We start from the raw sequence: 24,916 nt of genomic DNA, 5'->3' as shown, positions 1-24,916 counted from the left end.
AAGGTTAACAACAGGGCGCCAGGAGGCGTCTTGTCCTTGTTTCCTGCAAAAGGCAGGCGCCTGGCTCAGAAATCCGCAGGGGGGCCGGCCTCGCCGGACGACATGGCCGCGACACGCGCCTCGACCGCCTCGACAAGCCGGTTCGAATACCGGATGCCCAGATGTCCCGCAGCGATGGGCGGCACGGCCATCTTGCGATATTCGGGGTCTACTCCCGCCCGGCTCACATCCGCGAAGATGGTCGTATAGCGGCAGCGCGAGACATGCGCGTTCTGCAGGAAATCGCCCCAGCGATGCGCCTGTGTCTGGGGCGTGCCGATCTCGATCGCCTCGGTCGTGGGTGAGGCAAAGAACATGTGGGCAAAGGCCGCGCCATGGGGGGCCAGCACCATCCTGGCCCCCGCCCACAGCGCCATCTGGTCCACCGGGGAAAGCCGTTCGAGATAGACGGGCCTGAAACCCAGATCCTTCATGGTCTGCTCGAACCATGCCGATCTTTGATTCTTGCGATCTCGCGCGCCTCGCGCCGGGTCGCGCAGCACCAGCGCGCGTTCGGGAATATCGTCCATCGCCACCCCGGCAAGGCGGGCGCGCACATCGGCGGCAAGCAGATCCTGCCCCTCGTCGATCGTGCTTTTGGCCACGAAGGAACGGGACGCAGGCGAGGCCGACAGGTGGCGCCAAGGGTCATCGGCGGGCGTCAGGCCGACCGCCGCCTCAACCGACGGATCGGACACCTGATAAAGATAATGCCGGTGCTGATAGACGGCCTGCACCATGTCATATCTTGTCCGGCTGTCGATGAAGACGATCCGCCCGACGAGCTGCGGATAGATCGCCTGGATGAATCCGTGAACAAAGCCCCGGATGCCAGCCACGCTGGGCAGGTGGACATGGATGGGCGCCGTGCTGGCGGCACGGGCGATCACCGCAAGCTGCGGCATCCCCTCGGTCATGAAATGATAGAAATTATAGCCATTGCGAAGATCGACGGCAATGGGGACATGGTCTGGAACCCGCCCCTGTCCGCCCCGGATGCCGATCGGGTCGGGCGATTTCAACGCATCGACCTCGGCCACCGCTGCGGCCATCTCCTCGGCCGAAGCCTTGCGCGCGTGCCGCGTCCAGATTCGCGTGCCGCCCGCCCCGCTGAGCAGCCATTTGCCGTCAACCGAGACCCGGTTGTCGCGGTATTCCGCGTCCTTCAGCACGACCAGGGACGAGGCGAGCCGAAAGACGGCCGGATTGACCGGCCGGCGCCAGCGCGCCTCGATCCGCTGGTGGACACGGGCGTTCGTCTCGTCATCGTCGCAGGCTGCGATCTGGCGGATCTTGGCCGGCCGGACGGGGCGCATGACGGGGCCGGGGTCCGCTTGATAAAGCAGATGCGCATCGGCCCCGGGACGGAACAGCGTCTGGGCAAACATGGGCGCTTTCTCGTTGGTGACGGGCGCCATGATAGCAGATGGGCGCCGCGGCGGCGAGTATCAGCGGTCCTCGTCGTCCTGCTCGTCCTCGCCGCCTGCCGGCAGGTTGAAGAAGCTTTCCGCATCCACCGCCGGTTCGGCACGCTCCTCGTCCCGGCGCAGGCTGAAGTTTTCAAGACCTGCGATCGACGAGGGCAGGCGCGGCTCGTCCGGCATGGACAGGCTGGACTGGGTGGATACCAGCTTGCGCCGTTCGTCGTCGCTCATCACCTCGGGCTTGGACCGGGCCGCCTTCTGCACGGCGGCATCCAGCTCCGACTGGCGGCACAGCCCGAGGGCGACCGGGTCGATGGGCTGGATGTTCTGGATGTTCCAATGGGTGCGCTCGCGGATCGCGGCGATGGTCGGCTTGGTGGTGCCCACCAGGCGGCTGATCTGGGCATCGGCAAGCTCGGGGTGGAACTTGACCAGCCACAGGATCGCGGCCGGGCGGTCCTGCCGCTTGGACAGCGGGGTATAGCGCGGGCCGCGGCGCAGCTCCTCGCCCTCGGCGGCGGGGTTGTGCTTGAGCCTGAGCCGGTAGGCAGGGTCTTTCTGGCCCTTCTCGATCTCGCCCGCATCAAGCTGGTTCGAGCCGACCGGGTCAAAGCCCTTGACGCCCGCCGCCACGTCGCCGTCGGCGATGCCCTGCACCTCAAGCTCGTGCATGCCGCAGAAATCGGCGATCTGCTTGAAGCTGAGGGTGGTGTTGTCCACCAGCCAGACGGCGGTGGCCTTGGCCATCAGCGGCTTGTTCATGGGGCGCTCCTTCGCATTCGTCATCGTCCGGGGAAACCGGGTCGGCCGCGGGACGGCCATTCCGCAATTTCGGGGGAATTGGGGCTGCATATAGGGTTTCCGGCGCCGGGTTTGAACCCCTCTTTTTCGCGGCCGCCGCGCGTCCTAGGGTCGGGGCCATGACCGCTCGCCTCGCCGCGCTTCTGCTTTCGCTTGCCTTCATGCCCTGGACCGCGCCGGCCCGCGCGGACGGGACAGCGGGCGCGTTCGACTATTTCATCCTGTCGCTGAGCTGGTCGCCAAGCTGGTGCGCCGCCGAAGGACAGGGCCGGGCCGAGCCGCAATGCGACCCCCGCCGGCGCACCGGCTTTGTGGTCCACGGGCTGTGGCCGCAATATGAACGGGGCTGGCCCGCCGACTGCGCGACCGGCGCCCGCGATCCCACGCGCCGCGAAACCCAGGGCATGGCGGATGTCATGGGTTCGGGCGGGCTGGCCTGGCACCAGTGGCGCAAGCACGGGCGCTGTTCGGGGCTGACGGCGGCGGACTATTACCGCGCGATCCGCCAGGCCCGCGAGCGCCTGGCCATTCCCCCCGTCTTTCGGATGCTGCCGCGCGATGTGCGCCTGCCGGCAAATGTGGTCGAGGACGCCTTTATCCAGGCCAACCCGGACCTGACGCGCGACGCCATCACCGTCACCTGCACCAGCGAGCGGCTGGACGAGGTCCGCATCTGCCTGACCCGCGACCTGACACCCCGGCCCTGCGCCCCCGATTCGCGCCGCGACTGCCGCGCGCCGATGCTGGTCGCGGCGCCCGGCTGATCCGCCGCAAGCGGGGGTTTTCCGCCCCCGCACCCCCGGAGGATATTTGCAGACCGAAGATGCCGCTTACCGATTCTTAACCGCTCGCGTGGCAAGTGACGGGGGCGGTACAGGCGGGGACGCCGATGACCGCGACCGGAGATGCCACATCCCTGCGGGACGGGTGCCCGGCAGGGGTGTGTGCGCCGGTCATCTTCGGTCCTTCAAATATCCCCGCCGGAGGCTCCGGCCGCGACAGGGGCGCTGCATTCGCCTACATGCAGCACGATCTTTCCGATGTGATGGCCGCTTTCCATGCGGGCATGGGCGGCCTCGGCCTCGGCCAGGGGGAAGGCTGCGTCCATTACCGGCCGCAGGCGGCCCGCCTCGATCATCGGCCAGACATGGGCGGCAAGCGCGGCGGCGATGCGCGCTTTGGCAAGGTCCGATTGCGGCCGCAGGGTCGATCCCGTGATCGTCAGGCGGCGGGACATCACCGGCACAAGGTTCAGCGTTGCCTTCGCGCCCCCCAGGAAGGCGATGAACACCAGCCGCCCGTCATCGGCCAGCGCCTTGATGTTGCGCGCCACATAGTCGCCCCCGACCATGTCTAGGATCAGGTCGGCGCCGCCTTCGTCGGCCAGCACGCGGGTGAAATCATCGCGCCGATAGTTGATCGCGGTTGCGCCCAGGGCGGTGCAGGCGGCGCATTTCTCATCCGTTCCGGCCGTGGCCCAGACGCGCGCGCCCAGCGCCGCGGCGATCTGGATCGCCGTCGTGCCGATCCCGGACGAGCCGCCATGCACCAGGAACCGTTCGCCCGCCTGCAGACCGCCCCGCATGACGATGTTGGACCAGACGGTGAAGCAGGTCTCGGGCAGGCAGGCGGCCTCGGCCATGGACAGCCCCTGCGGGACGGGCAGGGCGTGATCGGCATGGGTCACGGCATATTCCGCATAGCCGCCACCGGGCAGCAAGGCGCAGACCGCATCCCCCGGCTGCCAGCGCGTGACGCCCGGACCGACCGCCGCGACATGGCCCGAACATTCCAGCCCCGGCAGGTCCGAGGCGCCGGGCGGGGGGGCATAGGCGCCCATGCGCTGCAGCACGTCGGGGCGGTTCACCCCCGCGCAGGCGACGCGGATCAGGATCTGCCCGTATCCGGGCGCGGGCACCGGGCGGCGACGCAGATCCAGCACCCCCGGCCCGCCGGGCTGGGCGATGGCGATCACATCCATCTCATGGGGCAGGCTCATGCGCCCTTCTCCGGCAGGGGGGGCAGGGGCAGGGCCGGGCGGCGGCCGGGCGCGGGGCCAGGATTGGGCCTGCGGATCCAGCCCGTGGCAAGGCCGGCCAGGGTCTCTGCCCCCGGCAGCCTGCGCGCCCCGGCCTTGAGCTTTTCGATCCGCATCACATCCTCGATCCGCCGGTCGATGAAGGCGCGGGTGTCTTCGCGGCCTTCGGATGCATCGCCCAGCCAGTACAGCACCACCGCCCCCCAGACCGAGGCGAGCGTGGCTCGCTTCGTCCACCAGCTCACATCCTCCGAACGGTCGCCAAGGCCCGTCCAGATCGTGTCGGCGGTTTCCCAGACCAGCCGCGCCCCCAGTGCCGCGTTCTGCGGCAGCGCAAGGGTTGCCGCCCCGGCCCGGACCAGTTCAGGGTCCGACAGGGCCAGGCGCTGCCACAGGGCAGAGGCGATTCGGTCGCGGATGCGCCCTTGCGCCGGCTGCCCCGCAGCCATCGCCCTGGCCAGCCGTTCATCCCCGCGGCGGTGATAGGCCGCCGCCAGCCCCGCGCCCCCATCCGGAAAATAGACCCGCGCGAGATCCGCGCTCAGGCCGATGTCGCGCGCACCGGCGATCAGGGCGCGCTCGTTCATGCCCTCGAAGGGCACGTGGCTCAGCGCTGCGTCCAGCAGGCGATCGCGGTCTGGGGTCATCGGACATCTCCGGTCAGGGTGGACAAGCGGGACGTGCCGGGATAAGGCGCGTGGGTCCTGCAATCATATCAACTCTAACCTAGGAAGGTGGTGACAACCACATGCAGGTGAGCGTTCGCGACAACAACGTCGAACAGGCGCTTCGTGCCCTGAAGAAAAAACTTCAGCGCGAAGGGGTCTTTCGTGAAATGAAGCTGAAGCAGCATTTCGAGAAGCCCTCGGTCAAGAAGGCCCGTGAAAAGGCCGAGGCCGTCCGCCGCGCCCGCAAGCTGGCCCGTAAAAAGGCACAGCGCGAAGGCGCCCTGTAAGGCGTCAGCGGAAGCTGTTGAATCAGGGAACCCCTGTTGCCGTCCGGCAGCGGGGGTTTTCTTGTGCCGAAGGCGGGATGCCGCCTTCGGCCCGTCCGTCGGGGAACGGACGGGCCGCGGCTGTCGTTGGGGGCCAGCAGAAAGGCAGGATCATGGACATCACGATCGAAAGGCAGGACGGCCCGGATGGCGGGCGCTATGTCGCGCAGGTTGACGGCAGCGGTCCGCGGGCCGAGCTGATCTATACCCGTCCGCGGCCCGGGATCGTCAGCGCCGATCATACGCTGGTTCCCGATGCGCTGGGCGGAAGGGGGGTCGGATCGGCGCTGGTCAAGGCGCTGGTCAGCGACTGCCTGGAAAGCGGCGAACGGATCGTGCCGGCCTGTTCGTTCGTCCATGTGCAGCAGCGCCGCCACCCCGAATGGGCCGCGGCCTTCGCCTGACTGCCCGCGCCCAAGGGGCGCTGCCGGGGCAATGGCCGTTCAGCCATCGTCACGCCAGCGGTTGACCAGCGGATAGCGCCGGTCCAGCCAGAAGGCCCGCGGCGACAGGCGCGGCCCCGGTGCGGCCTGATAGCGTTTCCATTCGCTGCCATAGACCAGCCGCTCGACCGACTTGACGGTGGCGCGGTCAAACCCTTGCGCGACCAGTTCGGCAACCGACTGGTCGCGTTCGATCAGCCCATAAAGGATGGTGTCCAGAATGTCGTAAGGGGGCAGGCTGTCCTGATCGGTCTGGTCGGGGCGCAGTTCGGCCGATGGCGGCTTGGCGATCACGCCCGGCGGGATCACCTCGCCCGCGGGGGCGCGCATCCATGGACGGTGGTTGGTGTTGCGCCAGCGGCAGGTTTCAAAGACACGCGTCTTGTACAGATCCTTCAAGGGGTTATAGCCGCCCGCCATGTCGCCGTAGATGGTCGCATAGCCCACCGCGACCTCGGACTTGTTTCCTGTGGACAGCAGCAATTCGCCGAACTTGTTGGACAGCGCCATCAGCAGAAGGCCGCGCAGGCGCGACTGGATGTTTTCCTCGGTCAGGTCGGGCTGGGTGCCGGCCATGACGCCCGACAGCGCCTCGGTTACGGCGGCGCGGGGGCCCTCGATCGGAATGGTGTCAAGCCGGATGCCCAGCCGCGCGGCAAGGTCGGCCGCATCCTCCAGCGAATGCCCGCTGGAATAGACCGAGGGCAGGCGCACCCCGCGCACGTTTTCCGGCCCCAGGGTATCGGCGGCAATGGTGGCGACCAGCGCCGAATCAATCCCGCCCGACAGGCCCAGCACGACCTTTCGGAACCCCGACTTGCGCATGTAGTCGCCAAGGCCGACGCACATGGCGCGATAGTCCTGTTCCCAGGCATCGGGTTGGGGGATCATCTCGCCTCGTTCCGCCCGCCAGCCGTCCGCGGTGCGGGTGAAATCGACATGGATCAGCCCTTCGTCAAAGGGCGCCATCTGCACGACCTTGTGCCCGCCGGGGTTCAGCACGAAGGACGCGCCGTCATAGACCTGGTCGTCCTGCCCGCCCACCATGTTGACATAGGCCAGCGGCAGGCCGCTTTCGTGAACGCGGGCGACCATGTGGCCCATGCGCAGGTCCAGCTTGTCGCGGTGATAGGGGCTGCCGTTCGGCACGATCAGGATTTCGGCCCCTGTCTCGGCCAGGGTTTCGGTCACCGGCTGCCACCAGGCATCCTCGCAGATCGGGGATCCGATGCGCACGCCGTTCACCGCATAGGGGCCGCTGATCGGGCCGGGGTCGAACAGGCGCAATTCGTCGAACAGCTGCTTGTGGGGCAGCTCGTGCTTGAACACCCTGGCCGCAATGCGCCCGCCCTGCAGGACCAGCCAGGCGTTGTAGAGCTTGCCATCCTCGGCCCAAGGCGCGCCGATGCCGACCGCCGGGCCGTCCGCGCAATCGGCCGCCAGCGCCTCGATCGCGGCGCGGCAGTCGCGCTGGAAGGCGGGCTTCAGCACCAGATCCTGCGTCTGGTATCCGGTCAGGAACATCTCGGGCAGGGCCAGCATGTCGGCGCCCGCCGCCCTTGCCGCCGCAAAGGCCTCGCGCGCCTTGAGGGCGTTGCCGGGCAGGTCGCCGACAGTGGCGTTCAGCTGCGCCATGGTCAGGCGGAAACGGTCGGTCATCGGGCAGGCTCCTGCAGCGTCGGCGGCGACGATAGGACCGGCGCGCGCCAAGGGAAAGCCCGTCCCCGCCCCTGCTGCAGGCGGATGCCCCCGGCCTTTGCGTCGCGCCGCGCGCTGGGCTAACGTCCGCCACGCAGCGGGGCGTGGTTCCGCGACGATGAAAGGCTTTCTGGCGATGAAACCGGCATTGCTTGCAGCCGCGGCGGCCATGGGGCTGGCCGTGTCCGGCCCGGCCCCGGCGCCCGCGCAGAACGCGGCGGTCGTGACCAAGCAGTATGACGATGGCGGCGTTTACGAGGGCACGTTCCGCGGCGGCCGCCAGCACGGCCGCGGCAGCTACACGCTGCCTTCGGGCTATCGCTACGAGGGCGACTGGGTGGATGGCGAGATCCTGGGCCAGGGCCGCGCGGCCTATCCCAACGGCTCGGTCTATGAGGGCGCCTTTGCCAAGGGCAAGCCGAACGGCAAGGGCAAGATCACCTATGCCGACGGCGGCACCTATGAGGGCGACTGGGTTGACGGCGAGATCACCGGCCAGGGGCGCGCCGTCTATGCCAACGGTTCCACCTACGAGGGCGGGTTCCGCAAGGCGCTGCACCACGGCAAGGGCGCGCTGATCCAGAAGAACGGCTATCGCTATGACGGCGACTGGGTGGACGGGGCCAAGGAAGGCAAGGGCCGCATCACCTATCCCGACGGCTCCGTCTATGAGGGCGGGATGCTGGCCGACCTGCGCGCGGGGCAGGGCAGGCTGACCATGCCGGACGGGCTGGTCTATGAAGGCTCATGGGCCGCCGGACAGATGTCGGGGCCGGGCAAGCTGGTCCAGGCCAATGGCGATGCCTACGAGGGCACGATGGTCGCCAACCGGCGCGAGGGGCAGGGCCGCGCCACCTATGCCAATGGCGATGTCTACGAGGGCGGCTTTCGCGCCGACAGGCGCCACGGCAAGGGCGTATTCACCGGCACCGACGGCTATTCCTATGACGGCGACTGGGTCGATGGCCGGATGGAGGGCGAGGGCCGCATCCGCTATCCCGACGGCTCGGTCTATGAGGGCACGCTCAGGGCCGACCAGCCGGACGGCAAGGGCAGGATCACCTATCCCGATGGCGCAAGCTATCAGGGCGACTGGGCGGCCGGCGTGATCGAGGGGCAGGGCAAGGCCACCTATGCCAACGGGATCACCTATGAAGGCGGCTTCCGGGACGGCAGGAACGATGGGCTGGGCCGCATGGCCCACCCCGACGGCTATGTCTACAACGGCCAGTGGAAGGCGGGCGAGCGCGACGGCGACGGCCATGCGACCTATGCCGACGGCACCGTCTACAAGGGCCAGTTCCGCCATGGCCAGCGCGAGGGGAAGGGCCTGCTGACCACCACGGACGGCTTTCGCTATGAAGGCAGCTGGAAAGCGGGCGAAATAGATGGCGAGGGCACCGCGACCTATACCAACGGCGATGTCTATGTCGGCCATTTCGTCGCCGGCAAGCGGCAGGGGCAGGGCCGGATGACCTATGCATCGGGCCGGGTGGCCGAGGGCGAATGGCGCGCCGACGCGCTGGCCCCGCAGGACGGCGGCGCGCCCGCCGAAGGCCAGGGCGCAGAGCAAAGCGACGGGGCGACCCCGGCACCCGCCAGCGAGCCGGGCGGCCCCGTATCCTCGGCCCCGCGCAGCGCCGCCGGCCGAACCGGCGGGTCCGATGGCACCCCCGCGCTGCCCGCCGACGGCGAGGGGGGCATGGATGCCCCGCCCGCTGCTGCCCCGGCCACCCCGCCTGCGGGCGCATCGCCGGCCGAGGATCCGCGCGGCTGATCCTGCCCCCGTCCGCTTGCGGGGAATAAGGCAGGCCGCGCCGGCCCCTCGCATCGCCGACCTTGTGTGGAACAAGCCCGGCCCGCGGGTGCGCCAGGGCCTGCAAGGTTCTTTCCCCCATCGGCCGCTGCCGCTTCGTGATGCCCGGGCTCCGCGGCGCAGGTCCCGGGCAGCCGGCCCATCGCCTGGGGGAGGAGGGGCTGCGCATCCGTCCCTCCCATGCGCAGCCTCAACGCGCGAGGGAAGGACAGGCCGCCCCGCGCGATCGCCCTTGGCGCGTCATCGGCCGGCCTGCTGGCATGCGCGCCTTTGCGCATCGGCGCGCCCGCGCTTGTGCGCAGGCTGCCGGACGCGCCGTGCACGCGTCTCAAATCCCACACATGCCGGCAAATGAGGTGCCTCCGACCCCCGAGGCCGCTGGACGGGCACAATGGACAAGGCTAGAAGCGCGGCTGCGAGTGTTGTCCGTCTGGACTGCCCCGCCTGTCGTACCGGCCTGACCACCACCGGGCCACGAATTGGAGAAGACCCGTGTCCCACGCAGACGATCACGCAGGAGACCACGGCGCCACCCGGAGGGACTTCCTCTATTACGCGACCGCCGGTGCCGGCGCGATTGCGGCGGGGGCAGCCGGCTGGACCCTCATCAACCAGATGAATCCCTCGGCCGACGTGCAGGCCCTGTCCTCGATCCAGGTCGATGTCAGCGCGGTCGCCGAAGGAACCCAGCTGACCGTCAAGTGGCTGGGCAAGCCCGTCTTCATCCGTCACCGCTCGGCCGCCGACATCGAGCGGGCGCGCGCCGACGACACCGCCGCGCTGATCGACCACGATGCCGAGAATGCCAACAAGCCCGGCGAGCCGGCGACCGACGCCAACCGCACGCTGGACGAGGAAGGCAAGTGGCTGGTGATGATCGGCGTGTGCACGCATCTGGGCTGCGTGCCGATCGGCGACGGCGCGGGCGATTTCGGCGGCTGGTTCTGCCCCTGCCACGGCTCGCACTATGATGCCGCGGGCCGCATCCGCAAGGGTCCCGCCCCGCAGAACCTGCACATCCCCGTCGCATCCTTCGTGAACGACACCACCATCAAGCTGGGCTGAGGAGCGACAGATGTCCGCCGGTATCCCCACCGATCACTACGAGCCGAGGACCGGGATCGAGCGCTGGCTCGACCGCCGGCTGCCGATCGTCCGCCTGATCGTCGATTTCACCACCCTGCCCACGCCCAAGAACCTGAACTGGATGTGGATCTGGGGGATCATCCTCACCTTCTGCCTGGCGCTGCAGATCGTCACCGGCATCGTGCTGGCGATGCACTACACGCCGCATGTCAGCCTGGCGTTCCATTCGGTCGAACACATCATGCGCGACGTGAATGGCGGGCATTTCCTGCGCTATCTGCATGCGAACGGCGCCTCGCTGTTCTTCTTTGCCGTCTACATGCACATCTTCCGCAACCTGTATTACGGCAGCTACAAGGCCCCGCGCGAGATCACCTGGATCGTCGGGATGCTGATCTATCTGTGCATGATGGGCACCGCCTTCATGGGCTATGTGCTGCCCTGGGGTCAGATGTCCTTCTGGGGCGCCACGGTCATCACCGGCCTGTTCGGGGCCATCCCCGGTATCGGGCCGTCGATCCAGACCTGGCTGCTGGGCGGGCCGGCGGTGGACAACGCCACGCTGAACCGCTTCTTCTCGCTGCACTATCTGCTGCCCTTCGTAATCGCGGCGCTGGTCGTCGTCCATTTCTGGGCGTTCCACACCACCGGCAACAACAACCCCACGGGGATCGAGGTGCGCCGCACCTCGCGCGAGGAAGCTGACCGCGACACCGTCCCGTTCTTCCCCTATTTCGTCATCAAGGACCTGCTGGCGCTGGCGGTCATCCTGCTGGTGTTCTTCGCCGTGGTCGGGTTCATGCCCAACTATCTCGGCCACCCCGACAACTATGTCGAGGCGAACCCGCTGGCGACGCCCGCGCATATCGTGCCGGAATGGTATTTCCTGCCCTTCTACGCCATCCTGCGCGCCTTCACCGCCGATGTGTGGGTCGTTCAGGCGGTCAACTGGCTGTCCTTCGGCATCATCGACGCCAAGTTCTTCGGCGTGCTGGCGATGTTCGGCGCGATCATCGTCATGGCGCTGGTGCCCTGGCTGGATACCAGCCGCATCCGTTCGGGCCGCTTCCGTCCGCAGTTCAAGTGGTGGTTCTGGCTGCTCGCGATCGACTTCGTCGTGCTGACCTGGGTGGGGGCGCAGCCCGCCGAGGGGATCTATCCCTATATCGCCCTGGCCGGGGCGGCCTACTGGTTCGCCTATTTCCTGGTGATCATGCCCCTTCTGGGGGTTGTCGAGCGGCCCAGCCCGATGCCCTCGACGATCGAGCAGGATTTCGACGCCCATTACAGCCCTGCCGCTCACCCCGCCGAATAAGGAGAAGGCGCGAGATGTCCCTGAGAAATGTCACACTCACGGCGGTCGCGGCCCTGTCCTTCGGGATGGCGGCGAACGCGCAGACGACCAGAATCACCGTGCCGGTAACCGAACCCGGCGCGGCGGCAACGGCGCCGGCAGCGGCACCCGCCCCGGCGGCAACGGCCGCGCCCGCCCCGGCGGCCGCGCCTACCCCGGCTGCTGCGGCAGGCGAGGCCACCCCGGCGAACCCGGCCGCCCTGAATGATGCCGGCACGGCCGCCAGCGCCGACCAGCCCGCCAAGGCTGCCGAACCAGGCGAGGCGGCTGCCGCGGCCCAGACCGGAACGGCGGCGGCGGGAATGGATGCGACCACGCCCACCCCGGCCCCAAGCGCCGGCGAGCCGCCTGCCGCCCCGAAGGAGGGCCTGCCGGCGAGCGCGACCGAGGCCCAGGTCAATGCACCCGTGCCCGCCGCCGAGGGCGCGGCCGAGGCCGATGCGCCCGGTTCGGACAAGGCCCCCGCACCCGCGGGCGGCGAGGCCCCGGCCGCATCCGAACCCGCTGCAACCGCCACACCCTCACCGGCCGAAATGTCGCAGGGGCAAGCCCCTGTCCAGCCCGTTCCGGCCGAGGGTGCGACGGCACCCGAGGCAGCGGCACCCCAGACGGCTCCTGCCGGCGCTGATGCGGCCGCAGCCCCGGCCGCCGATGCCGCGGCCCCGGCCCCGGCGGCAAGCGTTCCGGCCAATGCCCAGAACCCGGACCAGGTGAATACCGACACTGCCGCCGCCGATGCCGGTGCCGCCACCGAGCCCGCCGCCGCGGCCGATGGCGAACACGAGGCGCCCGCCGCCCATGCGGCGCATCAGGAAATCCACGACGTGGCCTTCAGCTTTGAAGGGCCGTTCGGCAAATATGAGCAGTTCCAGCTGCAGCGCGGCCTGCAGATCTATACCGAGGTCTGTTCGGCCTGCCACGGGCTCAAGCAGGTGCCCCTGCGCACCCTGCATGACGCCGGCGGGCCGGGCCTGCCCGAGGATCAGATGCGCGCCTATGCGCAGGCCCTGACCATCCCCGATCCGGCGACCGGCGAGGATCGTCCGCGCGAGCCGACGGATTATTTCCCCACCATCACGGGCGAGGGGATGGGGCCGGACCTGTCGCTGATGGCCAAGGCGCGGGCGGGCTTTCACGGCCCCTATGGCACCGGCATCAGCCAGCTTTTCAACGGCATCGGCGGGCCTGAATACATCTATTCGATCCTGACCGGCTATACCGGCAAGACCAAGGAACAGGCCGGCGCGACCTTCTATGAAAACAAGGCCTTCCCCGGCGGCTGGATCGGCATGCCCCCGCCGCTGAGCGACGAGCAGGTGACGTTCGAGGACGGCTCGCCCAATGATCTGCACAGCGAGGCCAAGGACATCGCGGCCTTCCTGATGTGGACGGCCGAACCCAAGATGATGGCGCGCAAGCAGGCGGGCCTCGTCTCGGTGCTGTTCCTCGTGGTGCTGTCGGCGCTGCTGTACCTGACCAACAAGCGCCTCTGGTGGCCGCTCAAGCACCGGCGCGACGTGATCGGCGACGGTCGCTGACGCACTGATCCCCGATGGCGCGCCCCCTGATGCGGGGCGCGTTGTCTTTCAGGGCGGCGCTTGCGCTTGCTGCCTGGCGGGGGGCGGCTTATCACGGGGCATGCAGCTTCCGTTCCTTTCACGGCTCCGCCCGGCCCCGCTTGTCTCGATCGTCCGCCTGCAAGGCGCGATCGGCATCCCCGCGCGGCACGGGGCGGCGGGCCTGTCGGACGCGGGGCTTGCGCCCGTCCTGGCCCGCGCCTTCCGACAGGGCAGGCCCGTCGCGGTCGCCATCGCCCTGAACTCGCCCGGCGGATCGCCGGTGCAGTCCTCGCTCATCGCCGCGCGCGTCCGCCGGCTGGCCGAGGAAACGCATCTGCCGGTTCATGTCTTTGTCGAGGATGTGGCCGCGTCGGGCGGATACTGGCTGGCCACCGCGGGCGACGTGATCTGGGCCGATGAATCGTCGGTTCTGGGGTCGATCGGGGTCATTTCAGCCGGCTTCGGCTTTGCCGAGCTGATCCGCCGTCACGGGATCGAGCGGCGCGTCCACAGCGCGGGGGCGGCCAAGTCGTGGCTGGACCCGTTCCGACCCGAAACCCCCGAGGATGTCGCCCGGCTGCACCGCCTGCTGGCGCCCATCCACGAGAGTTTCAAGGCCCAGGTCGTGGCCCGCCGGGGCGACCGGCTGCCCCCCGGCCAGGATCTTTTCACAGGCGAGGTCTGGACGGGCCGGCAGGCGGTCGCGCTTGGCCTGGCCGACGGGATCGGGCATCTGGAACCGACGATGCGCGGGCTTTTCGGCGAACGGCTGCGGTTCCGCAGCTATGGCCAGCGGGTGCCGTTCCTGCGGCGCTTTGGCCTGTCCGCTGCCGATCTTGTCGATGCCGCGGCCGATCGGGCCGCGGCGTCACGGCTGACCCCCCAGGCATGGATGTAAGGCGCGTGCAATGATCCGGACTGTTCTGCTGTTTCTGCTGATCATGGTGGCGATGGCCCTTGCCTTCGGGCCGGGGTTCCGCCGCGTGGTGGCGCGCCTGCTGGGGCTGCGCCGTGGCCGCTAGGGGCGCGGCGCTGGTCACGGGCGCGGCGCGCCGGCTTGGCCGCGCGATGGCGCTGGCCCTTGCACAGCGGGGCCATGACGTGGCGATCCACTATCACGGCTCGGCCGGCGAGGCGGAGGAGACCGCGGCGGCGGCACGCGCCTTTGGCGTGCGGGCCGAGATCTTTGCCGCCGACCTGCTGGACGAGGCTGCAACCGAGGCGCTGATACCAGCCGTCGTCTCGCGCCTTGGCTCGCTGACGGTCCTGGTGAACAATGCCTCGATCTTTGAACATGACAGCCTGGCCACGGCCACGCGTGCCAGCTGGGACCGGCATATCGGATCGAATCTGCGCGCGCCCTTTGTCCTGACCCAGCAGTTCGCCGCCCAGCTGCCCTGCGCCCCGCAGGCCCCTGTTTCGCAGCCTCGCCCCGAACCCGAGGCTCATGGCCTGATCGTCAACATGATCGACCAGCGCGTGCTCAAGCCTACCCCGGCCTTCATGACCTATTCGCTGGCCAAGGCCGGCCTGTGGGCGCTGACGCGCACCTCGGCCCAGGCGCTTGCGCCCGCGATCCGCGTCAATGCCATCGGTCCAGGCCCGACGATGCAGGGCGCGCGGCAAAGCGCCGCGCATTTCGCCCGCCAACGCGCCGCCACGATCCTGGAACGGGGCGCAGACCCGTCCGACATCGTGGCGGCGCTGCTGTATCTGCTGGATGCGCGGGCAGTGACGGGCCAGCTGATCTGCGTTGACGGGGGCCAGCATCTTGCCTGGCGCACGCCTGACATCCTGGGCGACTGAACGGACGCCCGCGAGGGTGATGGGCGGCTCTTGTCCACCTGGCCCGAGGCTGTCGCATAACGGTCAAGAATCTTTCCGATGATTCAGGGACTTGCAGCGGGAAGAAAAATTACCGTTTCAAACCAACAGCTTATTTTTATGCACAAAAATTGTGCAGATCGTCTGGCGCCTTTGTTTTGCTGGCACTTGCCTCAGCCACCCTCACCGGTTCCACAGACTTATCCCCAGAAACCGTGGAAGGTTGCGGGCTTGCAATTTCGGGGTGGTTTGCACTCGGGCGCAGGAATCACCACATGAGCCGTCATGACTGCTGAAGCGCCCTCCCAGGCCCCGCATCCCCCCGCCCTGACCGGGCATGCGCTGATCGCCGATTATTGCCGCCGGCTGGATTCCAGCCCGGGGGTCTACCGGATGCTCGATGCGCAGGGGGGCGTGCTGTATGTGGGCAAGGCCCGCAATCTCAGGGCGCGGGTGTCGAACTATGCCCGTCCCTCGGGCCATTCGGGGCGGATCGCGCGGATGATCCGCGAAACCGCCTCGATGATGTTCCTGACGACGCGCACGGAAACCGAGGCGCTGCTGCTTGAGCAGAACCTCATCAAGCAGCTCAAGCCGCGCTATAATGTGCTGCTGCGCGACGACAAATCCTTTCCGAACATCCTGGTGTCCAAGGCCCATCCCTTTCCGCAGATCAAGAAGCACCGCGGCGCCAAGACCGAAAAGGGCAGCTATTACGGCCCTTTCGCCAGCGCCGGGGCGGTCAACCGGACGCTGAACCAGTTGCAGAGGGTGTTCCTGCTGCGCTCCTGCACGGATGCGACGTTCTCGGCACGCACGCGGCCATGCCTGCTGCACCAGATCAAGCGGTGCAGCGCGCCTTGCGTCCAGCGGATCGACGCTGAACACTATGGCGCGCTGGTGGCCGATGCCGAGCGTTTCCTGCAGGGCCGGTCGACCGCCGTGCAGGGGCGGCTTGCGGCCGAGATGGCCGAGGCGGCCGAGGCCATGGAATATGAGCGCGCCGCGGCGCTGCGCGACCGGATCAAGGCGCTGACGGCGGTGCAATCCGTGCAGGCGATCAACCCCAGGGGCGTGCCCGAGGCCGATGTGATCGCGCTGCACCTGGATGGGGGGCAGGCCTGTGTTCAGGTCTTCTTCATCCGCGGCAACCAGAGCTGGGGCAACCGCGATTTCTACCCCCGGACCGGGGGATCGGAATCGCCGGCCGAGATCATGCAGGCCTTCGTGGCCCAGTTCTATGACGACAAGGTGCCCCCGCGCCTCGTGCTGCTGAGCCATCCGGTCGAGGATCTGGACCTGCTGGCGCAGCTGTTGTCCGAACGGGCGGGGCGGCGCGTGGCGATGGGCGTTCCCCAGCGCGGCGAAAAGGCCGAGCTGGTCGCCAATGCCGCCCGCAATGCGCGCGAGAGCCTGTCGCGCCGGCTGGCGGAAAGCGCGACCCAGCGCGCCCTGCTGGAGGGGCTTGCCGAGGCCTTCGAGCTGCCGGTCGTGCCGCGCCGGATCGAGATCTATGACAACTCGCATATCCAGGGGACCGCGCCGGTCGGCGGCATGGTGGTTTCCGGTCCCGACGGCTGGATGAAAAGCCAGTATCGCAAGTTCAACATCAAGGGCACCGAGATCACCCCCGGCGACGATTTCGGCATGATGCGCGAGGTGCTGACGCGCCGCTTTGCGCGCCTGCTGAAAGAAGATCCCGACCGGCAGACCGAGGCCTGGCCCGACCTGCTGCTGATCGACGGGGGCGCGGGGCAGGTTTCGGCCGTCGAGGGCATCCTGGCCGAGCTGGGGGTCGAGGATATCCCCCTGATCGGCGTCGCCAAGGGGCAGGACCGCGACCATGGCAAGGAGGAATTCCACCGCCCCGGCAGGCGGCCCCATGCCTTGCCGATGAACCATCCGGTTCTGTATTTCATCCAGCGCCTGCGCGACGAGGCGCATCGCTGGGCGATCGGCACCCACCGCGCCCGGCGCACCAAGCAGGCGATGGCCAATCCCCTGGACGAGATCGCCGGCATCGGCGCGGCCCGCAAGCGCGCGTTGCTGGCGCATTTCGGATCGGCCAAGGCGGTGGCGCGCGCGGGGCTGGAGGATCTGCAGGCCGCGCCCGGCATTTCGGCAGCGATGGCGCGCACCATCCACGATCATTTCCACCCCGACGCGGCCGGCTAGCGCGGGCCGAAAGGGGCAGGGCGCCATCCGCCGCATCCGCGCGGGCGCAGGATCGCGCATCCGCCTGCGGCCCGGCGCGCGGCTGGGGCATCTGCCCGCCGCCTCTCTGCCCGCCCGGATTGGCCGGATGCGTCCGCCTGCCGCCTTACAGCAGCGGCCCGGCGGCTTCCGCGCGGTAAAGGGCGGCCAGCCCGCTGCGGTAATCGGGGTGGATCAGGCTTATCCCGAGGTCGCGCTTGATCCTGTCGTTCGAGACGCGCTTGCTTTCGGCGTAAAAGCTGCGCGCCATCTCGCTCATCTGGGTGCTGGCAAAATCTTCGGCAGGGGGCGGGGGCAGGCCCAGCAGGCGGGCAGCGTAATCCAGCACGTCCTGCGGCGGGGCCGGATCATCGTCGCAGACGTTGTAGATCGCGCCGGGACTGGGCCTGGCGATGGATGCGGCCAGCACCTGGGCGATGTCCTCGGCATGGATGCGCGAGAACACCTGCCCCGGCTTGACGATGCGTCGCGCGGTGCCGCTGCGCAGCTTGGCAAAGGGGCCGCGGCCCGGCCCGTATATCCCCGCCAGCCGAAAGATGTGCAGCGGCAGGCCATGGGCGGCGGCCAGCGCCTGCCATTCCGCCTCGGCGGCCACGCGCTCGGCCCCGCGCCGGGTCGAGGGGGTGAGGGCGCTGCCTTCATCCACCCAGCCGCCGCCCCGGTCGCCATAGACGCCGGTCGTGGACAGATAGCCCATCCAGCGGGCCGGTGCCGCCGCCAGCGCCGCCGCGAAATCCCGCAGCGCCGGATCGCCCCCCGGCGCGGGCGCGGCGCTGGCAAGGATCGCATCGGCGCGCGCGATCTCGGCCGTGGTGGCGCGCTCGTCCCCCGGCCAGCGCAGCGGCAGCGCGCCCGCAGCGGCCAGGCGGGCCGTGTCGTTGCGGGTCGTGCCGGTGACGGTCCAGCCCTGCGGCACCAGCAGGCGCGTCAGGAACCCGGCGCAATAGCCATGCCCCAGGACCAGCAGCCTCACCGCGGGGACAGTCCCATGACCTCGGCCCCGATGGCGAACGAGCGCAGCCGCGCCTCGGGATCCCAGATATTGCCCGTCAGGATCAGCTCGTCGGGCTGATACCGGGCGATCAGGGCATCCAGCTGGTCCTTGACCGCCTCCGGCCCGCCGACCGCGGCCACCCGCAGGGCGGCGTCGATCGTGGGCTGATATTGGGGCGGGACCACCGCATCCAGATCATCCACCGGCGGCGGCAGCAGGCCCGGCCTGCCGGTCCTGAGCCGGTAGAAGCTCTGCTGCTGGCTGGTGCGCAGCCGGTGCGCGGCCGCGTCCGTGTCCGCCGCGATCAGGTTGGCCGCCAGCATGAAGCGCGGCGCCTCGCCCCAGGGACCGGGCTGAAAGCGGCTGCGGTAAAGCCGCACCGCCTCGTCCAGATCATTGGGCGCGAAATGCGAGGCAAAGGCATAGGGCAGCCCCAGCGCCGCCGCCATGCTGGCCCCGTAAAGGGACGAGCCGAGGATCCAGACCGGCACATCGGTGCCCTGTCCGGGATGGGCGGCGACCGGCGCGCCCTCCCGCTCGGGGCCCAGATAGGTCAGCAGCTCGACCACGTCGCCGGGAAAATCGTCGTTGCGGCCCATGCCCCGGCGCAGGGCATGCATCACCGCCCCGTCGCCCCCCGGTGCCCGGCCGAGGCCAAGGTCGATGCGCGGGCCGTGGATCGTGGCGAGCGTTCCGAACGCCTCGGCCACGGCAAGCGGCGCATGGTTGGGCAGCATGATGCCGCCCGCCCCCACGCGGATGGTGCTGGTATGGCCTGCGACATGGCCGATCAGCACCGCGGTGGCGGCGCTGGCGATGCCGGGCATGTTGTGATGCTCGGCCAGCCAGTAACGGGCATAGCCCTGCCTTTCGGCGGCCTGGGCCAGCCGGACGCCATTGGCGATGGCGGTGCGCGCATCGGACCCTTCGGGCACCGGCGCAAGATCGAGGATCGAGATGTCCATGCCGCGCACATAGGAAGCCGGCGGCCGTCTTGCCAGTGTCAGGCGGCCCTGACACTGTGCGCGGCAAAGGAAACTTGCCGATGGATCAGACGCCCCGCCTTTTGCCCGTGGAAACGCCCGGCGCCGTCGAGCGGGCTTATTTCAGCGATCCGGCCGAGGCGGTCGAGCGGCTGGTCCAGCTTTATGCCCGCGCGACCGAATGGCTGAGCGGGCGTTTCGTGGGCAGCCTGGGCGGCGGGGCGCCGCAGGCGCGCTATCGCGCCTTTTACCCCGAGGTGCGGCTGACCACGGCCAGCCATACGATCGGCGATTCGCGGCTGTCGTTCGGCCATGTGGCGCTGCCGGGCAGCTATGCCGCCACCGTGACCCGGCCGGCGCTGTTCCGCAGCTATCTGACCCAGCAGCTCGGCCTGCTGATCCGCAACCATCAGGTGCCCGTCAGCATCGGCGACAGCGATACGCCCATCCCGGTGCATTTCGCCGTCGCCGCGCAGGGAAACCTGAACGTCCCCCAGGAAGGGGTGCTGGATTTCTCGCTGCGAGACGTGTTCGACGTGCCCGACCTCGACACGATGAACGACGACATCGTGAACGGAACGGCCATGCCGGCGGCGGACGGCACGCGCCATCTGGCGCCCTTCACCGCGCAGCGGGTGGATTATTCGCTGGCGCGGCTGGCCCATTACACGGCGACGGCGCCCGAACATTTCCAGACCTTCGTTCTGTTCACCAACTATCAGTTCTATGTGGACGAGTTCGAGGCCTTCGCCCGCCGCGCGCTGGCCGATCCTGCCTCGGGCTACAGCGCCTTTGTCGCGCCGGGCGATCAGGTGCTGGAACGCCCGGGCGATGTTCTGGCAGCAAGCCCGCGCATCCCGCAGATGCCGGCCTATCACCTCAAGCGGCCCGACGGGCAGGGGATCACGCTGGTCAATATCGGGGTCGGCCCCTCGAACGCCAAGACGGCGACCGACCATATCGCGGTGCTGCGCCCGCATGCCTGGCTGATGGTCGGCCATTGCGCGGGGCTGCGCAACAGCCAGCGTCTTGGCGATTACGTCCTGGCCCATGCCTATCTGCGCGAGGATCACGTCCTTGACGACGACCTGCCCGTGTGGGTGCCCGTCCCCGCCCTGGCCGAGGTGCAGGTGGCGCTCGAGGAAGCGGTGGCCGAGATCACCCGCCTCGAAGGGTTCGAGCTCAAGCGGATCATGCGCACCGGCACGGTCGCCACCATCGACAACCGCAACTGGGAATTGCGCGACCAGTCCGGCCCCGTCCAGCGCCTGTCGCAATCGCGCGCCGTCGCGCTCGACATGGAAAGCGCGACCATTGCCGCCAACGGATTCCGCTTTCGCGTTCCCTACGGCACGCTGCTGTGCGTCAGCGACCGCCCCCTGCACGGAGAGCTGAAGCTGCCCGGCATGGCGACCGATTTCTATCGCACCCAGGTGGCCAGCCACCTGCTGATCGGGATCAGGGCGATGGAAAAGCTGCGCGAGATGCCGCTGGAACGGATCCATTCGCGCAAGCTGCGGTCCTTTGACGAAACGGCGTTCCTCTAGCAGGGCGCGGCCGGCCTGCCGGGGGCGGGGCTGCGGCGGTATCGGGGGCGCGGCGGCTTGCCGGTTTGCGCCGCCGCGCCCGCCTTTGCGGGGCCGCCGCATGAAAAGGGCTTGAAATGCAGGGTGAAACCGGCTGTAGCAGGCGCATTGCCAGCATGACTGGCGCTTACCAGCCCGCAAAAGGGCAAGACAGACGAGGAGACAGCTTCCGATGGCGCAAGCCCCTGCGAATGCCAAGCCCATGACCAAAACGCAGCTGGTCGCTGCCCTGGCCGAAGAAATGGGCGGCGACAAGAAAGCCGCGACCGCCGCGCTTGACGCGATCCAGGCCGTCGTGGCGCGCACCGTGACCGAAGGCGGATCGCTGACCCTGCCGGGGATCGGCAAGGTGGGCGTGCGCGCGCGGCCCGAACGCCAGGTGCGCAACCCGCAGACGCAGGAAATGATGACCAAGCCTGCCGACAAGGTCGTCAAGATCACGATCGCCAAGTCGCTCAAGGACAGCGTGAACGCCTGAGCGGGCCTGCTCGGCGATATGCTGACGACAAGGGTCGCGCTTGCCGCGGCCCTTTTTGCAAAAGGGACGGTGCATCATGGAGAGCACGGTTGACGAGGCGCTTGCCAGGGCGGGGGCGGGCCGCTTTCAGCGCCGCCTGATCGCGATCTTCGGCCTCGTCTGGGCCGCGGATGCGATGCAGGTTCTGGCCGTGGGCTTTGCCGCGCCCTCGATCGCGGCGCGGTTCGGCGTGACGCCTGCCGCGGCCCTGCAGACCGGGACGCTGTTCTTTCTGGGGATGTTCTGCGGGGCGGCGCTGTTCGGGCGGCTTGCCGACCGGATCGGCCGGCGCAACGTGCTGCTGGCGACGGTGGTTCTTGATGCGCTGTTCGGCATCGCCTCGGTCTTTGCGCCCAGCCTTGCGGTGCTGCTGGGCCTGCGCTTTCTGACCGGCGCGGCCGTGGGGGGCACGCTGCCCGTCGATTACGCCATGATGGCCGAGTTCCTGCCGCCCCGCAGCCGGGGCCGCTGGCTGGTGTGGCTGGAAGGGTTCTGGGCGCTGGGCACGCTGGCCGTTGCGCTGACGGCCTGGCATGCGGCCCGCGCCGGCTTGGCCGAGCCGTGGCGCCTGATCTATCTGGCCGCGGCGCTGCCGGCCTGCATCGGCATCGTGCTGCGCCTGTGGGTGCCGGAATCGCCGATGTTCCTGCTGCGCCGCGGCCGCGCGGCCGAGGCGCAGGCCATCCTCAACCGCATCTGCCGCACCAATGGCGCACCGCCCCTGCCGCCGCAGACCCGTCTGGTGATCCCCGCCGACGCCCCCCAGCCCCGCGGCGGCATCCTTGCGCCGGCGCTGCGCGGGACGACGCTGGCGATCCTGGCGGTATGGCTGCTCGTCTCGCTGTCCTATTACGGCGTGTTCGTCTGGCTGCCGGGACAGCTGGCGCGGGACGGGCTGGGCTTTGTCAGGGGCCATGGCTTTCTTGTCCTGCTGGCGCTGGCGCAGCTGCCCGGCTATGCGCTGGCCGCCTGGGGGGTGGAACGCTGGGGGCGCATCGCGACGCTGAGGGTCTTTCTGCTGCTGTCGGCGGCGGGCTGCGCGCTGTTCGTGATGGCGGCCTCGGGGGCCGCGCTGGCCGGGGCGCTGCTGCTGATGAGCTTTGCCCTGCTGGGGACATGGGGGGCGCTTTATGCGATCACGCCCGAGCTGTATCCCACGACGCTGCGCGCCACCGGCATGGGCACGGCGGGCGCGGTGGCGCGGCTGGGCGGGCTGGCCGCGCCCTCGCTGATGGCGGCCATGGCCACCGGCAACTTTGCCGCGATGATCGGGCTGTTCGCGGGATTGCTGCTGCTGGCGGCGGCGGCCTCGCTGCTGATCGGGCGGGAAACGCGCGCGGCCTCCATCGCCTGAACGCGGCGGGCTTTCCCGCAGCCCTCGGTTCGTTCCTCAGCCCGCCTGGGCAAAGACGCGGGCGGGGTGGACCTCGCCGCCCATATAGCGGCCGATGGCGATGGCGCGCCCGTTATGGCTGACCCAGACCTCGGCCCCGTAATCGGCGATTCCCAGCACCTGCCCGGGGTTGCCGTTGCGGATGCGCAGCGCGCCCAGGTCGGTGGCCGGCATCTCGGGCAGGTCAAGCGCCGACTGGATCGGCAGCAGCGCCGCATCGAGGGCGGCCTGGCTGGCGCGGTCGATGCCGGAAAGTGCCAGCGCGTCGGCGACATCGAAGGGGCCGGACCAGATGCGCCGCAGGGATGCGACATGGCCCAGGCAGCCAAGTGCCCGCCCCAGATCGCGGGCGATCGCGCGCACATAGCCGCCCTTGCCGCAGACCATGCGGAAATCGGCGCCGTCCGCCCGCGCCGCCGTCAGCGTCAGTTCCTCGACCCACAGCGGCCGGGAGGCGAGCGTCACCGCCTCGCCCTCGCGCGCCAGGTCATAGGCGCGCGCGCCGTCCACCCGCACGGCCGAGACGGCCGGCGGAACCTGCATGATCGCGCCCCGAAAGGCCGGCAGCGCCGCCTCGATCGCCTGCGGATCGGGGCGTGCGTCCGACCGGCGCGTCACTGCCCCCGCCGCGTCGTCGCTGGCCGTCTCGGTCCCCCAGGTGACGGTGAAATCATAGGCCTTGAGCGCATCCGCCAGATAGGGGACCGTCTTGGTCGCCTCGCCCAGCGCGATGGCCAGCAGCCCGGTGGCATCAGGGTCAAGCGTTCCGGCATGGCCCGCCTTGCGCGCATCCAGCGCCCAGCGCACCTTGCCCACGATATCGGTCGATCCGATGCCCGCCGGCTTGTCCACCAACAGCCAGCCCGAGATGTCCCGCCCCTTCCTGCGCGCCATCAGGGTTTGCCCACATAGCCGATGATCGGCCCCATCGACCGGCCCCAGTCGGCCCGGTTGATGCCGGGGGCATAAAGCCGGCTGATCGAGCCGTCGAGATACAGCGCGTTGCGCGCGCCCAAGGCGTCGCGGAAGAACCGCGCGAATTCGTGGAACGTCACCGCCCGGTCCGAAATGACGAACCAGGCCATGTCCATGTCGCGCGACACGCCCACCCCGTTGCGGATATAGCGGCTGGTCGAGCCAGGATCGAAGCGCGGATGCAGCGCCCCGTCGATCACCAGCATCGGCCCCGATTGCGTCGCCAGGCGGCATTGCGGCTGCCTCTTGGCAAAGCGGCGGCTTTCGATCACCTGAAAGGGGGCCTTCGCGCCGACGCAGAATACCCCGTTGGGCCGCATCCCGAAATTGCCGCCGCCCCCCGACAGCACCAGCGCGCCGCCCTGGACCTCGCCCGAACGATACAGCCCTACGGGGGCGTAATCGGCATGGAACATGCCCGCATTCATGGCAAAGCCCAGCACCTCGCCTGCGCCGAGGGTGCCCCTGACGGCCGAGAAATCGCCCAGCGGCCTGCCATCCGGCCCGTCCAGCCACAGGCGCAGCTTGTCCTGCTGCGTGCCGTCCACCGTGCAGACGGCGTAATCCGTGCCCTCGAACCGGCGCGTCTCGCACAGGTCGGCCAGGGCCGGCAGCGTCAGGGCGACCAGCGCCCCGACCGCCAGCCCCAGCCGCCGTTTGAGATCAGCGAGGCCCATCGTCGCGGGCGTCCTGGTCCCGGTCCTCGTCCGGGTCTTCCTCGTCCTCGCCCGCTTCCACATCGCGGCGCACCCGTTCATCGGCGAACAGGCGGCGGGTGTCGTCCATGCGGTCGAACGTCTCGTCCAGGACAAAGCGCAGGTCGGGGGCGTATTTCAGCGTCATCTCGCGGGCGACATGGTGGCGCAGCTCGCGCGTGTTGCGGCGCAGCGCGGCCAGCGCGTCCTGGGCATCATGCCCGCCCAGCGGCAGGACATAGACCGTCGCGACCTTGAGATCGGGGGAGGCCCTGACCTCGCCCACCGTGATCGAATGGCGGTTCAGGTCGGGATCGTGCACCTCGGCGCGCAGCAGCACGTCCGACAGCGTGCGCCGGATCAGTTCGCCCACGCGCAACTGGCGCTGCGATGGGCCGGGACCGTGGTTGAAGCGATTGGATGCCATGCGTCCCATCTAGGGGGTCGCGGCCCGGCCCGCAACGGGCTAGGACGAACCCCGGA

The 24,916-nt window shown here is 69.2% G+C and carries 23 protein-coding genes; 13 read left to right on the top strand and 10 right to left on the bottom strand.

Translation table 11 applies throughout. The features are described 5' to 3' along the window. Nucleotides 1-65 precede the first annotated feature (65 nt). Together B0A89_RS04720 and B0A89_RS04715 are read right to left on the bottom strand one after the other, a co-directional pair. Entirely contained in the window at nucleotides 66-1,457 is a 1,392-nt protein-coding gene (locus tag B0A89_RS04720) for a glycosyltransferase 61 family protein (RefSeq protein ID WP_085377153.1), read from the bottom strand. Between the two features lie 30 nt (nucleotides 1,458-1,487). Then, a complete protein-coding gene (locus tag B0A89_RS04715; protein WP_085377152.1) occupies nucleotides 1,488-2,225 on the bottom strand; it encodes a DUF1013 domain-containing protein in 738 nt (245 codons plus the stop codon). Between the two features lie 158 nt (nucleotides 2,226-2,383). On the opposite strand from B0A89_RS04715, the gene B0A89_RS04710 reads away from it, so the two are divergent. After that, nucleotides 2,384-3,028, top strand: a complete 645-nt coding sequence (locus B0A89_RS04710; RefSeq protein WP_085377151.1) for a ribonuclease T2 family protein — start codon at nucleotides 2,384-2,386, stop codon at nucleotides 3,026-3,028. 203 nt (nucleotides 3,029-3,231) lie between these two features. On the opposite strand, the gene B0A89_RS04705 is transcribed toward B0A89_RS04710, so the two are convergent. Continuing rightward, the gene (locus tag B0A89_RS04705; RefSeq protein WP_085377150.1) at nucleotides 3,232-4,263 is read right to left on the bottom strand and encodes an NAD(P)H-quinone oxidoreductase; all 1,032 of its coding nucleotides are present in this window, start codon (nucleotides 4,261-4,263) and stop codon (nucleotides 3,232-3,234) included. Then, on the bottom strand, nucleotides 4,260-4,949 hold the full coding sequence (locus B0A89_RS04700; protein ID WP_085377149.1) for a COQ9 family protein: 690 nt from the start codon (nucleotides 4,947-4,949) through the stop codon (nucleotides 4,260-4,262). Before B0A89_RS04700 ends, B0A89_RS04705 begins: the two co-directional genes overlap by 4 nt. A gap of 101 nt (nucleotides 4,950-5,050) precedes the next feature. Between B0A89_RS04700 and rpsU the strand changes: the two genes are divergently transcribed. Further along, complete coding sequence (rpsU, locus tag B0A89_RS04695) at nucleotides 5,051-5,257, top strand: 30S ribosomal protein S21 (RefSeq protein ID WP_011748553.1); 207 nt, start codon at nucleotides 5,051-5,053, stop codon at nucleotides 5,255-5,257. Between the two features lie 152 nt (nucleotides 5,258-5,409). Continuing rightward, on the top strand, nucleotides 5,410-5,700 hold the full coding sequence (locus B0A89_RS04690) for a GNAT family N-acetyltransferase (RefSeq protein ID WP_085377148.1): 291 nt from the start codon (nucleotides 5,410-5,412) through the stop codon (nucleotides 5,698-5,700). Between the two features lie 39 nt (nucleotides 5,701-5,739). Here the strand turns inward: B0A89_RS04690 and B0A89_RS04685 are convergent, their stop codons facing one another. Beyond that, on the bottom strand, nucleotides 5,740-7,398 hold the full coding sequence (locus tag B0A89_RS04685) for an NAD+ synthase (protein ID WP_085377147.1): 1,659 nt from the start codon (nucleotides 7,396-7,398) through the stop codon (nucleotides 5,740-5,742). A gap of 175 nt (nucleotides 7,399-7,573) precedes the next feature. On the opposite strand from B0A89_RS04685, the gene B0A89_RS04680 reads away from it, so the two are divergent. The 7 genes from B0A89_RS04680 (at nucleotide 7,574) to uvrC (ending at nucleotide 17,251) form a co-directional block, all read left to right on the top strand. Next, nucleotides 7,574-9,214: an MORN repeat-containing protein gene (locus B0A89_RS04680; protein ID WP_085377146.1), complete on the top strand. Its 1,641-nt coding sequence runs from the start codon at nucleotides 7,574-7,576 to the stop codon at nucleotides 9,212-9,214. A 531-nt stretch (nucleotides 9,215-9,745) separates the two neighbouring features. After that, a complete protein-coding gene (petA, locus tag B0A89_RS04675; RefSeq protein ID WP_085377145.1) occupies nucleotides 9,746-10,318 on the top strand; it encodes a ubiquinol-cytochrome c reductase iron-sulfur subunit in 573 nt (190 codons plus the stop codon). Nucleotides 10,319-10,328: 10 nt separating this feature from the next. Further along, on the top strand, nucleotides 10,329-11,654 hold the full coding sequence (gene petB / locus B0A89_RS04670) for a cytochrome b (protein WP_085377144.1): 1,326 nt from the start codon (nucleotides 10,329-10,331) through the stop codon (nucleotides 11,652-11,654). A gap of 749 nt (nucleotides 11,655-12,403) precedes the next feature. Further along, on the top strand, nucleotides 12,404-13,231 hold the full coding sequence (locus B0A89_RS15100) for a cytochrome c1 (RefSeq protein ID WP_240558678.1): 828 nt from the start codon (nucleotides 12,404-12,406) through the stop codon (nucleotides 13,229-13,231). Between the two features lie 100 nt (nucleotides 13,232-13,331). Continuing rightward, the gene (locus tag B0A89_RS04660; protein WP_085377142.1) at nucleotides 13,332-14,150 is read left to right on the top strand and encodes a S49 family peptidase; all 819 of its coding nucleotides are present in this window, start codon (nucleotides 13,332-13,334) and stop codon (nucleotides 14,148-14,150) included. Between the two features lie 170 nt (nucleotides 14,151-14,320). After that, nucleotides 14,321-15,058: an SDR family oxidoreductase gene (locus tag B0A89_RS04655; protein ID WP_240558677.1), complete on the top strand. Its 738-nt coding sequence runs from the start codon at nucleotides 14,321-14,323 to the stop codon at nucleotides 15,056-15,058. Between the two features lie 303 nt (nucleotides 15,059-15,361). Next, nucleotides 15,362-17,251: an excinuclease ABC subunit UvrC gene (gene uvrC, locus B0A89_RS04650; RefSeq protein WP_085377140.1), complete on the top strand. Its 1,890-nt coding sequence runs from the start codon at nucleotides 15,362-15,364 to the stop codon at nucleotides 17,249-17,251. A gap of 145 nt (nucleotides 17,252-17,396) precedes the next feature. Here uvrC and B0A89_RS04645 read toward each other — a convergent pair whose 3' ends face one another. Together B0A89_RS04645 and B0A89_RS04640 are read right to left on the bottom strand one after the other, a co-directional pair. Further along, nucleotides 17,397-18,263: an SDR family oxidoreductase gene (locus B0A89_RS04645; protein ID WP_085377139.1), complete on the bottom strand. Its 867-nt coding sequence runs from the start codon at nucleotides 18,261-18,263 to the stop codon at nucleotides 17,397-17,399. Then, entirely contained in the window at nucleotides 18,260-19,249 is a 990-nt protein-coding gene (locus B0A89_RS04640) for an LLM class flavin-dependent oxidoreductase (protein WP_085377138.1), read from the bottom strand. The genes B0A89_RS04645 and B0A89_RS04640 overlap by 4 nt, the downstream gene beginning before the upstream one ends. 80 nt (nucleotides 19,250-19,329) lie before the next feature. Between B0A89_RS04640 and B0A89_RS04635 the strand changes: the two genes are divergently transcribed. The 3 genes from B0A89_RS04635 (at nucleotide 19,330) to B0A89_RS04625 (ending at nucleotide 22,724) form a co-directional block, all read left to right on the top strand. Continuing rightward, nucleotides 19,330-20,814, top strand: a complete 1,485-nt coding sequence (locus B0A89_RS04635) for an AMP nucleosidase (protein ID WP_085377137.1) — start codon at nucleotides 19,330-19,332, stop codon at nucleotides 20,812-20,814. Between the two features lie 211 nt (nucleotides 20,815-21,025). Continuing rightward, complete coding sequence (locus B0A89_RS04630) at nucleotides 21,026-21,331, top strand: HU family DNA-binding protein (protein ID WP_085377136.1); 306 nt, start codon at nucleotides 21,026-21,028, stop codon at nucleotides 21,329-21,331. 76 nt (nucleotides 21,332-21,407) lie between these two features. After that, nucleotides 21,408-22,724 carry an MFS transporter gene (locus tag B0A89_RS04625; RefSeq protein WP_085377135.1) on the top strand — a complete coding sequence of 439 codons (1,317 nt, stop codon included), beginning with the start codon at nucleotides 21,408-21,410 and terminating at the stop codon, nucleotides 22,722-22,724. Nucleotides 22,725-22,760: 36 nt separating this feature from the next. Here the strand turns inward: B0A89_RS04625 and truB are convergent, their stop codons facing one another. Genes truB through rbfA form a run of 3 tightly spaced genes read right to left on the bottom strand, consistent with a single transcriptional unit; the run spans nucleotide 22,761 to nucleotide 24,860 of the window. Continuing rightward, the gene (truB, locus tag B0A89_RS04620; protein WP_085377134.1) at nucleotides 22,761-23,657 is read right to left on the bottom strand and encodes a tRNA pseudouridine(55) synthase TruB; all 897 of its coding nucleotides are present in this window, start codon (nucleotides 23,655-23,657) and stop codon (nucleotides 22,761-22,763) included. Continuing rightward, a complete protein-coding gene (locus B0A89_RS04615) occupies nucleotides 23,657-24,415 on the bottom strand; it encodes a phosphodiester glycosidase family protein (protein WP_085377133.1) in 759 nt (252 codons plus the stop codon). The genes truB and B0A89_RS04615 overlap by 1 nt, the downstream gene beginning before the upstream one ends. Then, nucleotides 24,402-24,860 (bottom strand): 30S ribosome-binding factor RbfA, encoded by a 459-nt coding sequence (gene rbfA / locus B0A89_RS04610; protein WP_205949774.1) that lies wholly within the window; start codon nucleotides 24,858-24,860, stop codon nucleotides 24,402-24,404. The genes B0A89_RS04615 and rbfA overlap by 14 nt, the downstream gene beginning before the upstream one ends. Nucleotides 24,861-24,916 lie beyond the last annotated feature (56 nt).

Source organism: Paracoccus contaminans (genome assembly GCF_002105555.1).
Classification (GTDB): Bacteria; Pseudomonadota; Alphaproteobacteria; order Rhodobacterales; family Rhodobacteraceae; genus Paracoccus; species Paracoccus contaminans.
This window is presented reverse-complemented; position numbering and strand designations above follow the sequence as displayed.

Coding starts and splice junctions, on each gene's coding strand:
- B0A89_RS04705 (WP_085377150.1), bottom strand. CDS start 4,263: ATGAGCCTGCCCCATGAGATGGATGTGATCGCCATCGCCCAGCCCGGC.
- B0A89_RS04685 (WP_085377147.1), bottom strand. CDS start 7,398: ATGACCGACCGTTTCCGCCTGACCATGGCGCAGCTGAACGCCACTGTC.
- B0A89_RS04660 (WP_085377142.1), top strand. CDS start 13,332: ATGCAGCTTCCGTTCCTTTCACGGCTCCGCCCGGCCCCGCTTGTCTCG.
- B0A89_RS04715 (WP_085377152.1), bottom strand. CDS start 2,225: ATGAACAAGCCGCTGATGGCCAAGGCCACCGCCGTCTGGCTGGTGGAC.
- B0A89_RS04640 (WP_085377138.1), bottom strand. CDS start 19,249: ATGGACATCTCGATCCTCGATCTTGCGCCGGTGCCCGAAGGGTCCGAT.
- rpsU (WP_011748553.1), top strand. CDS start 5,051: ATGCAGGTGAGCGTTCGCGACAACAACGTCGAACAGGCGCTTCGTGCC.
- B0A89_RS04720 (WP_085377153.1), bottom strand. CDS start 1,457: ATGGCGCCCGTCACCAACGAGAAAGCGCCCATGTTTGCCCAGACGCTG.
- B0A89_RS04630 (WP_085377136.1), top strand. CDS start 21,026: ATGGCGCAAGCCCCTGCGAATGCCAAGCCCATGACCAAAACGCAGCTG.
- truB (WP_085377134.1), bottom strand. CDS start 23,657: ATGGCGCGCAGGAAGGGGCGGGACATCTCGGGCTGGCTGTTGGTGGAC.
- B0A89_RS04655 (WP_240558677.1), top strand. CDS start 14,321: ATGGCGCTGGCCCTTGCACAGCGGGGCCATGACGTGGCGATCCACTAT.
- petB (WP_085377144.1), top strand. CDS start 10,329: ATGTCCGCCGGTATCCCCACCGATCACTACGAGCCGAGGACCGGGATC.
- B0A89_RS04700 (WP_085377149.1), bottom strand. CDS start 4,949: ATGACCCCAGACCGCGATCGCCTGCTGGACGCAGCGCTGAGCCACGTG.
- B0A89_RS04680 (WP_085377146.1), top strand. CDS start 7,574: ATGAAACCGGCATTGCTTGCAGCCGCGGCGGCCATGGGGCTGGCCGTG.
- B0A89_RS04690 (WP_085377148.1), top strand. CDS start 5,410: ATGGACATCACGATCGAAAGGCAGGACGGCCCGGATGGCGGGCGCTAT.
- rbfA (WP_205949774.1), bottom strand. CDS start 24,860: ATGGCATCCAATCGCTTCAACCACGGTCCCGGCCCATCGCAGCGCCAG.
- B0A89_RS04710 (WP_085377151.1), top strand. CDS start 2,384: ATGACCGCTCGCCTCGCCGCGCTTCTGCTTTCGCTTGCCTTCATGCCC.
- uvrC (WP_085377140.1), top strand. CDS start 15,362: ATGACTGCTGAAGCGCCCTCCCAGGCCCCGCATCCCCCCGCCCTGACC.
- B0A89_RS04615 (WP_085377133.1), bottom strand. CDS start 24,415: ATGGGCCTCGCTGATCTCAAACGGCGGCTGGGGCTGGCGGTCGGGGCG.
- B0A89_RS04635 (WP_085377137.1), top strand. CDS start 19,330: ATGGATCAGACGCCCCGCCTTTTGCCCGTGGAAACGCCCGGCGCCGTC.
- B0A89_RS04625 (WP_085377135.1), top strand. CDS start 21,408: ATGGAGAGCACGGTTGACGAGGCGCTTGCCAGGGCGGGGGCGGGCCGC.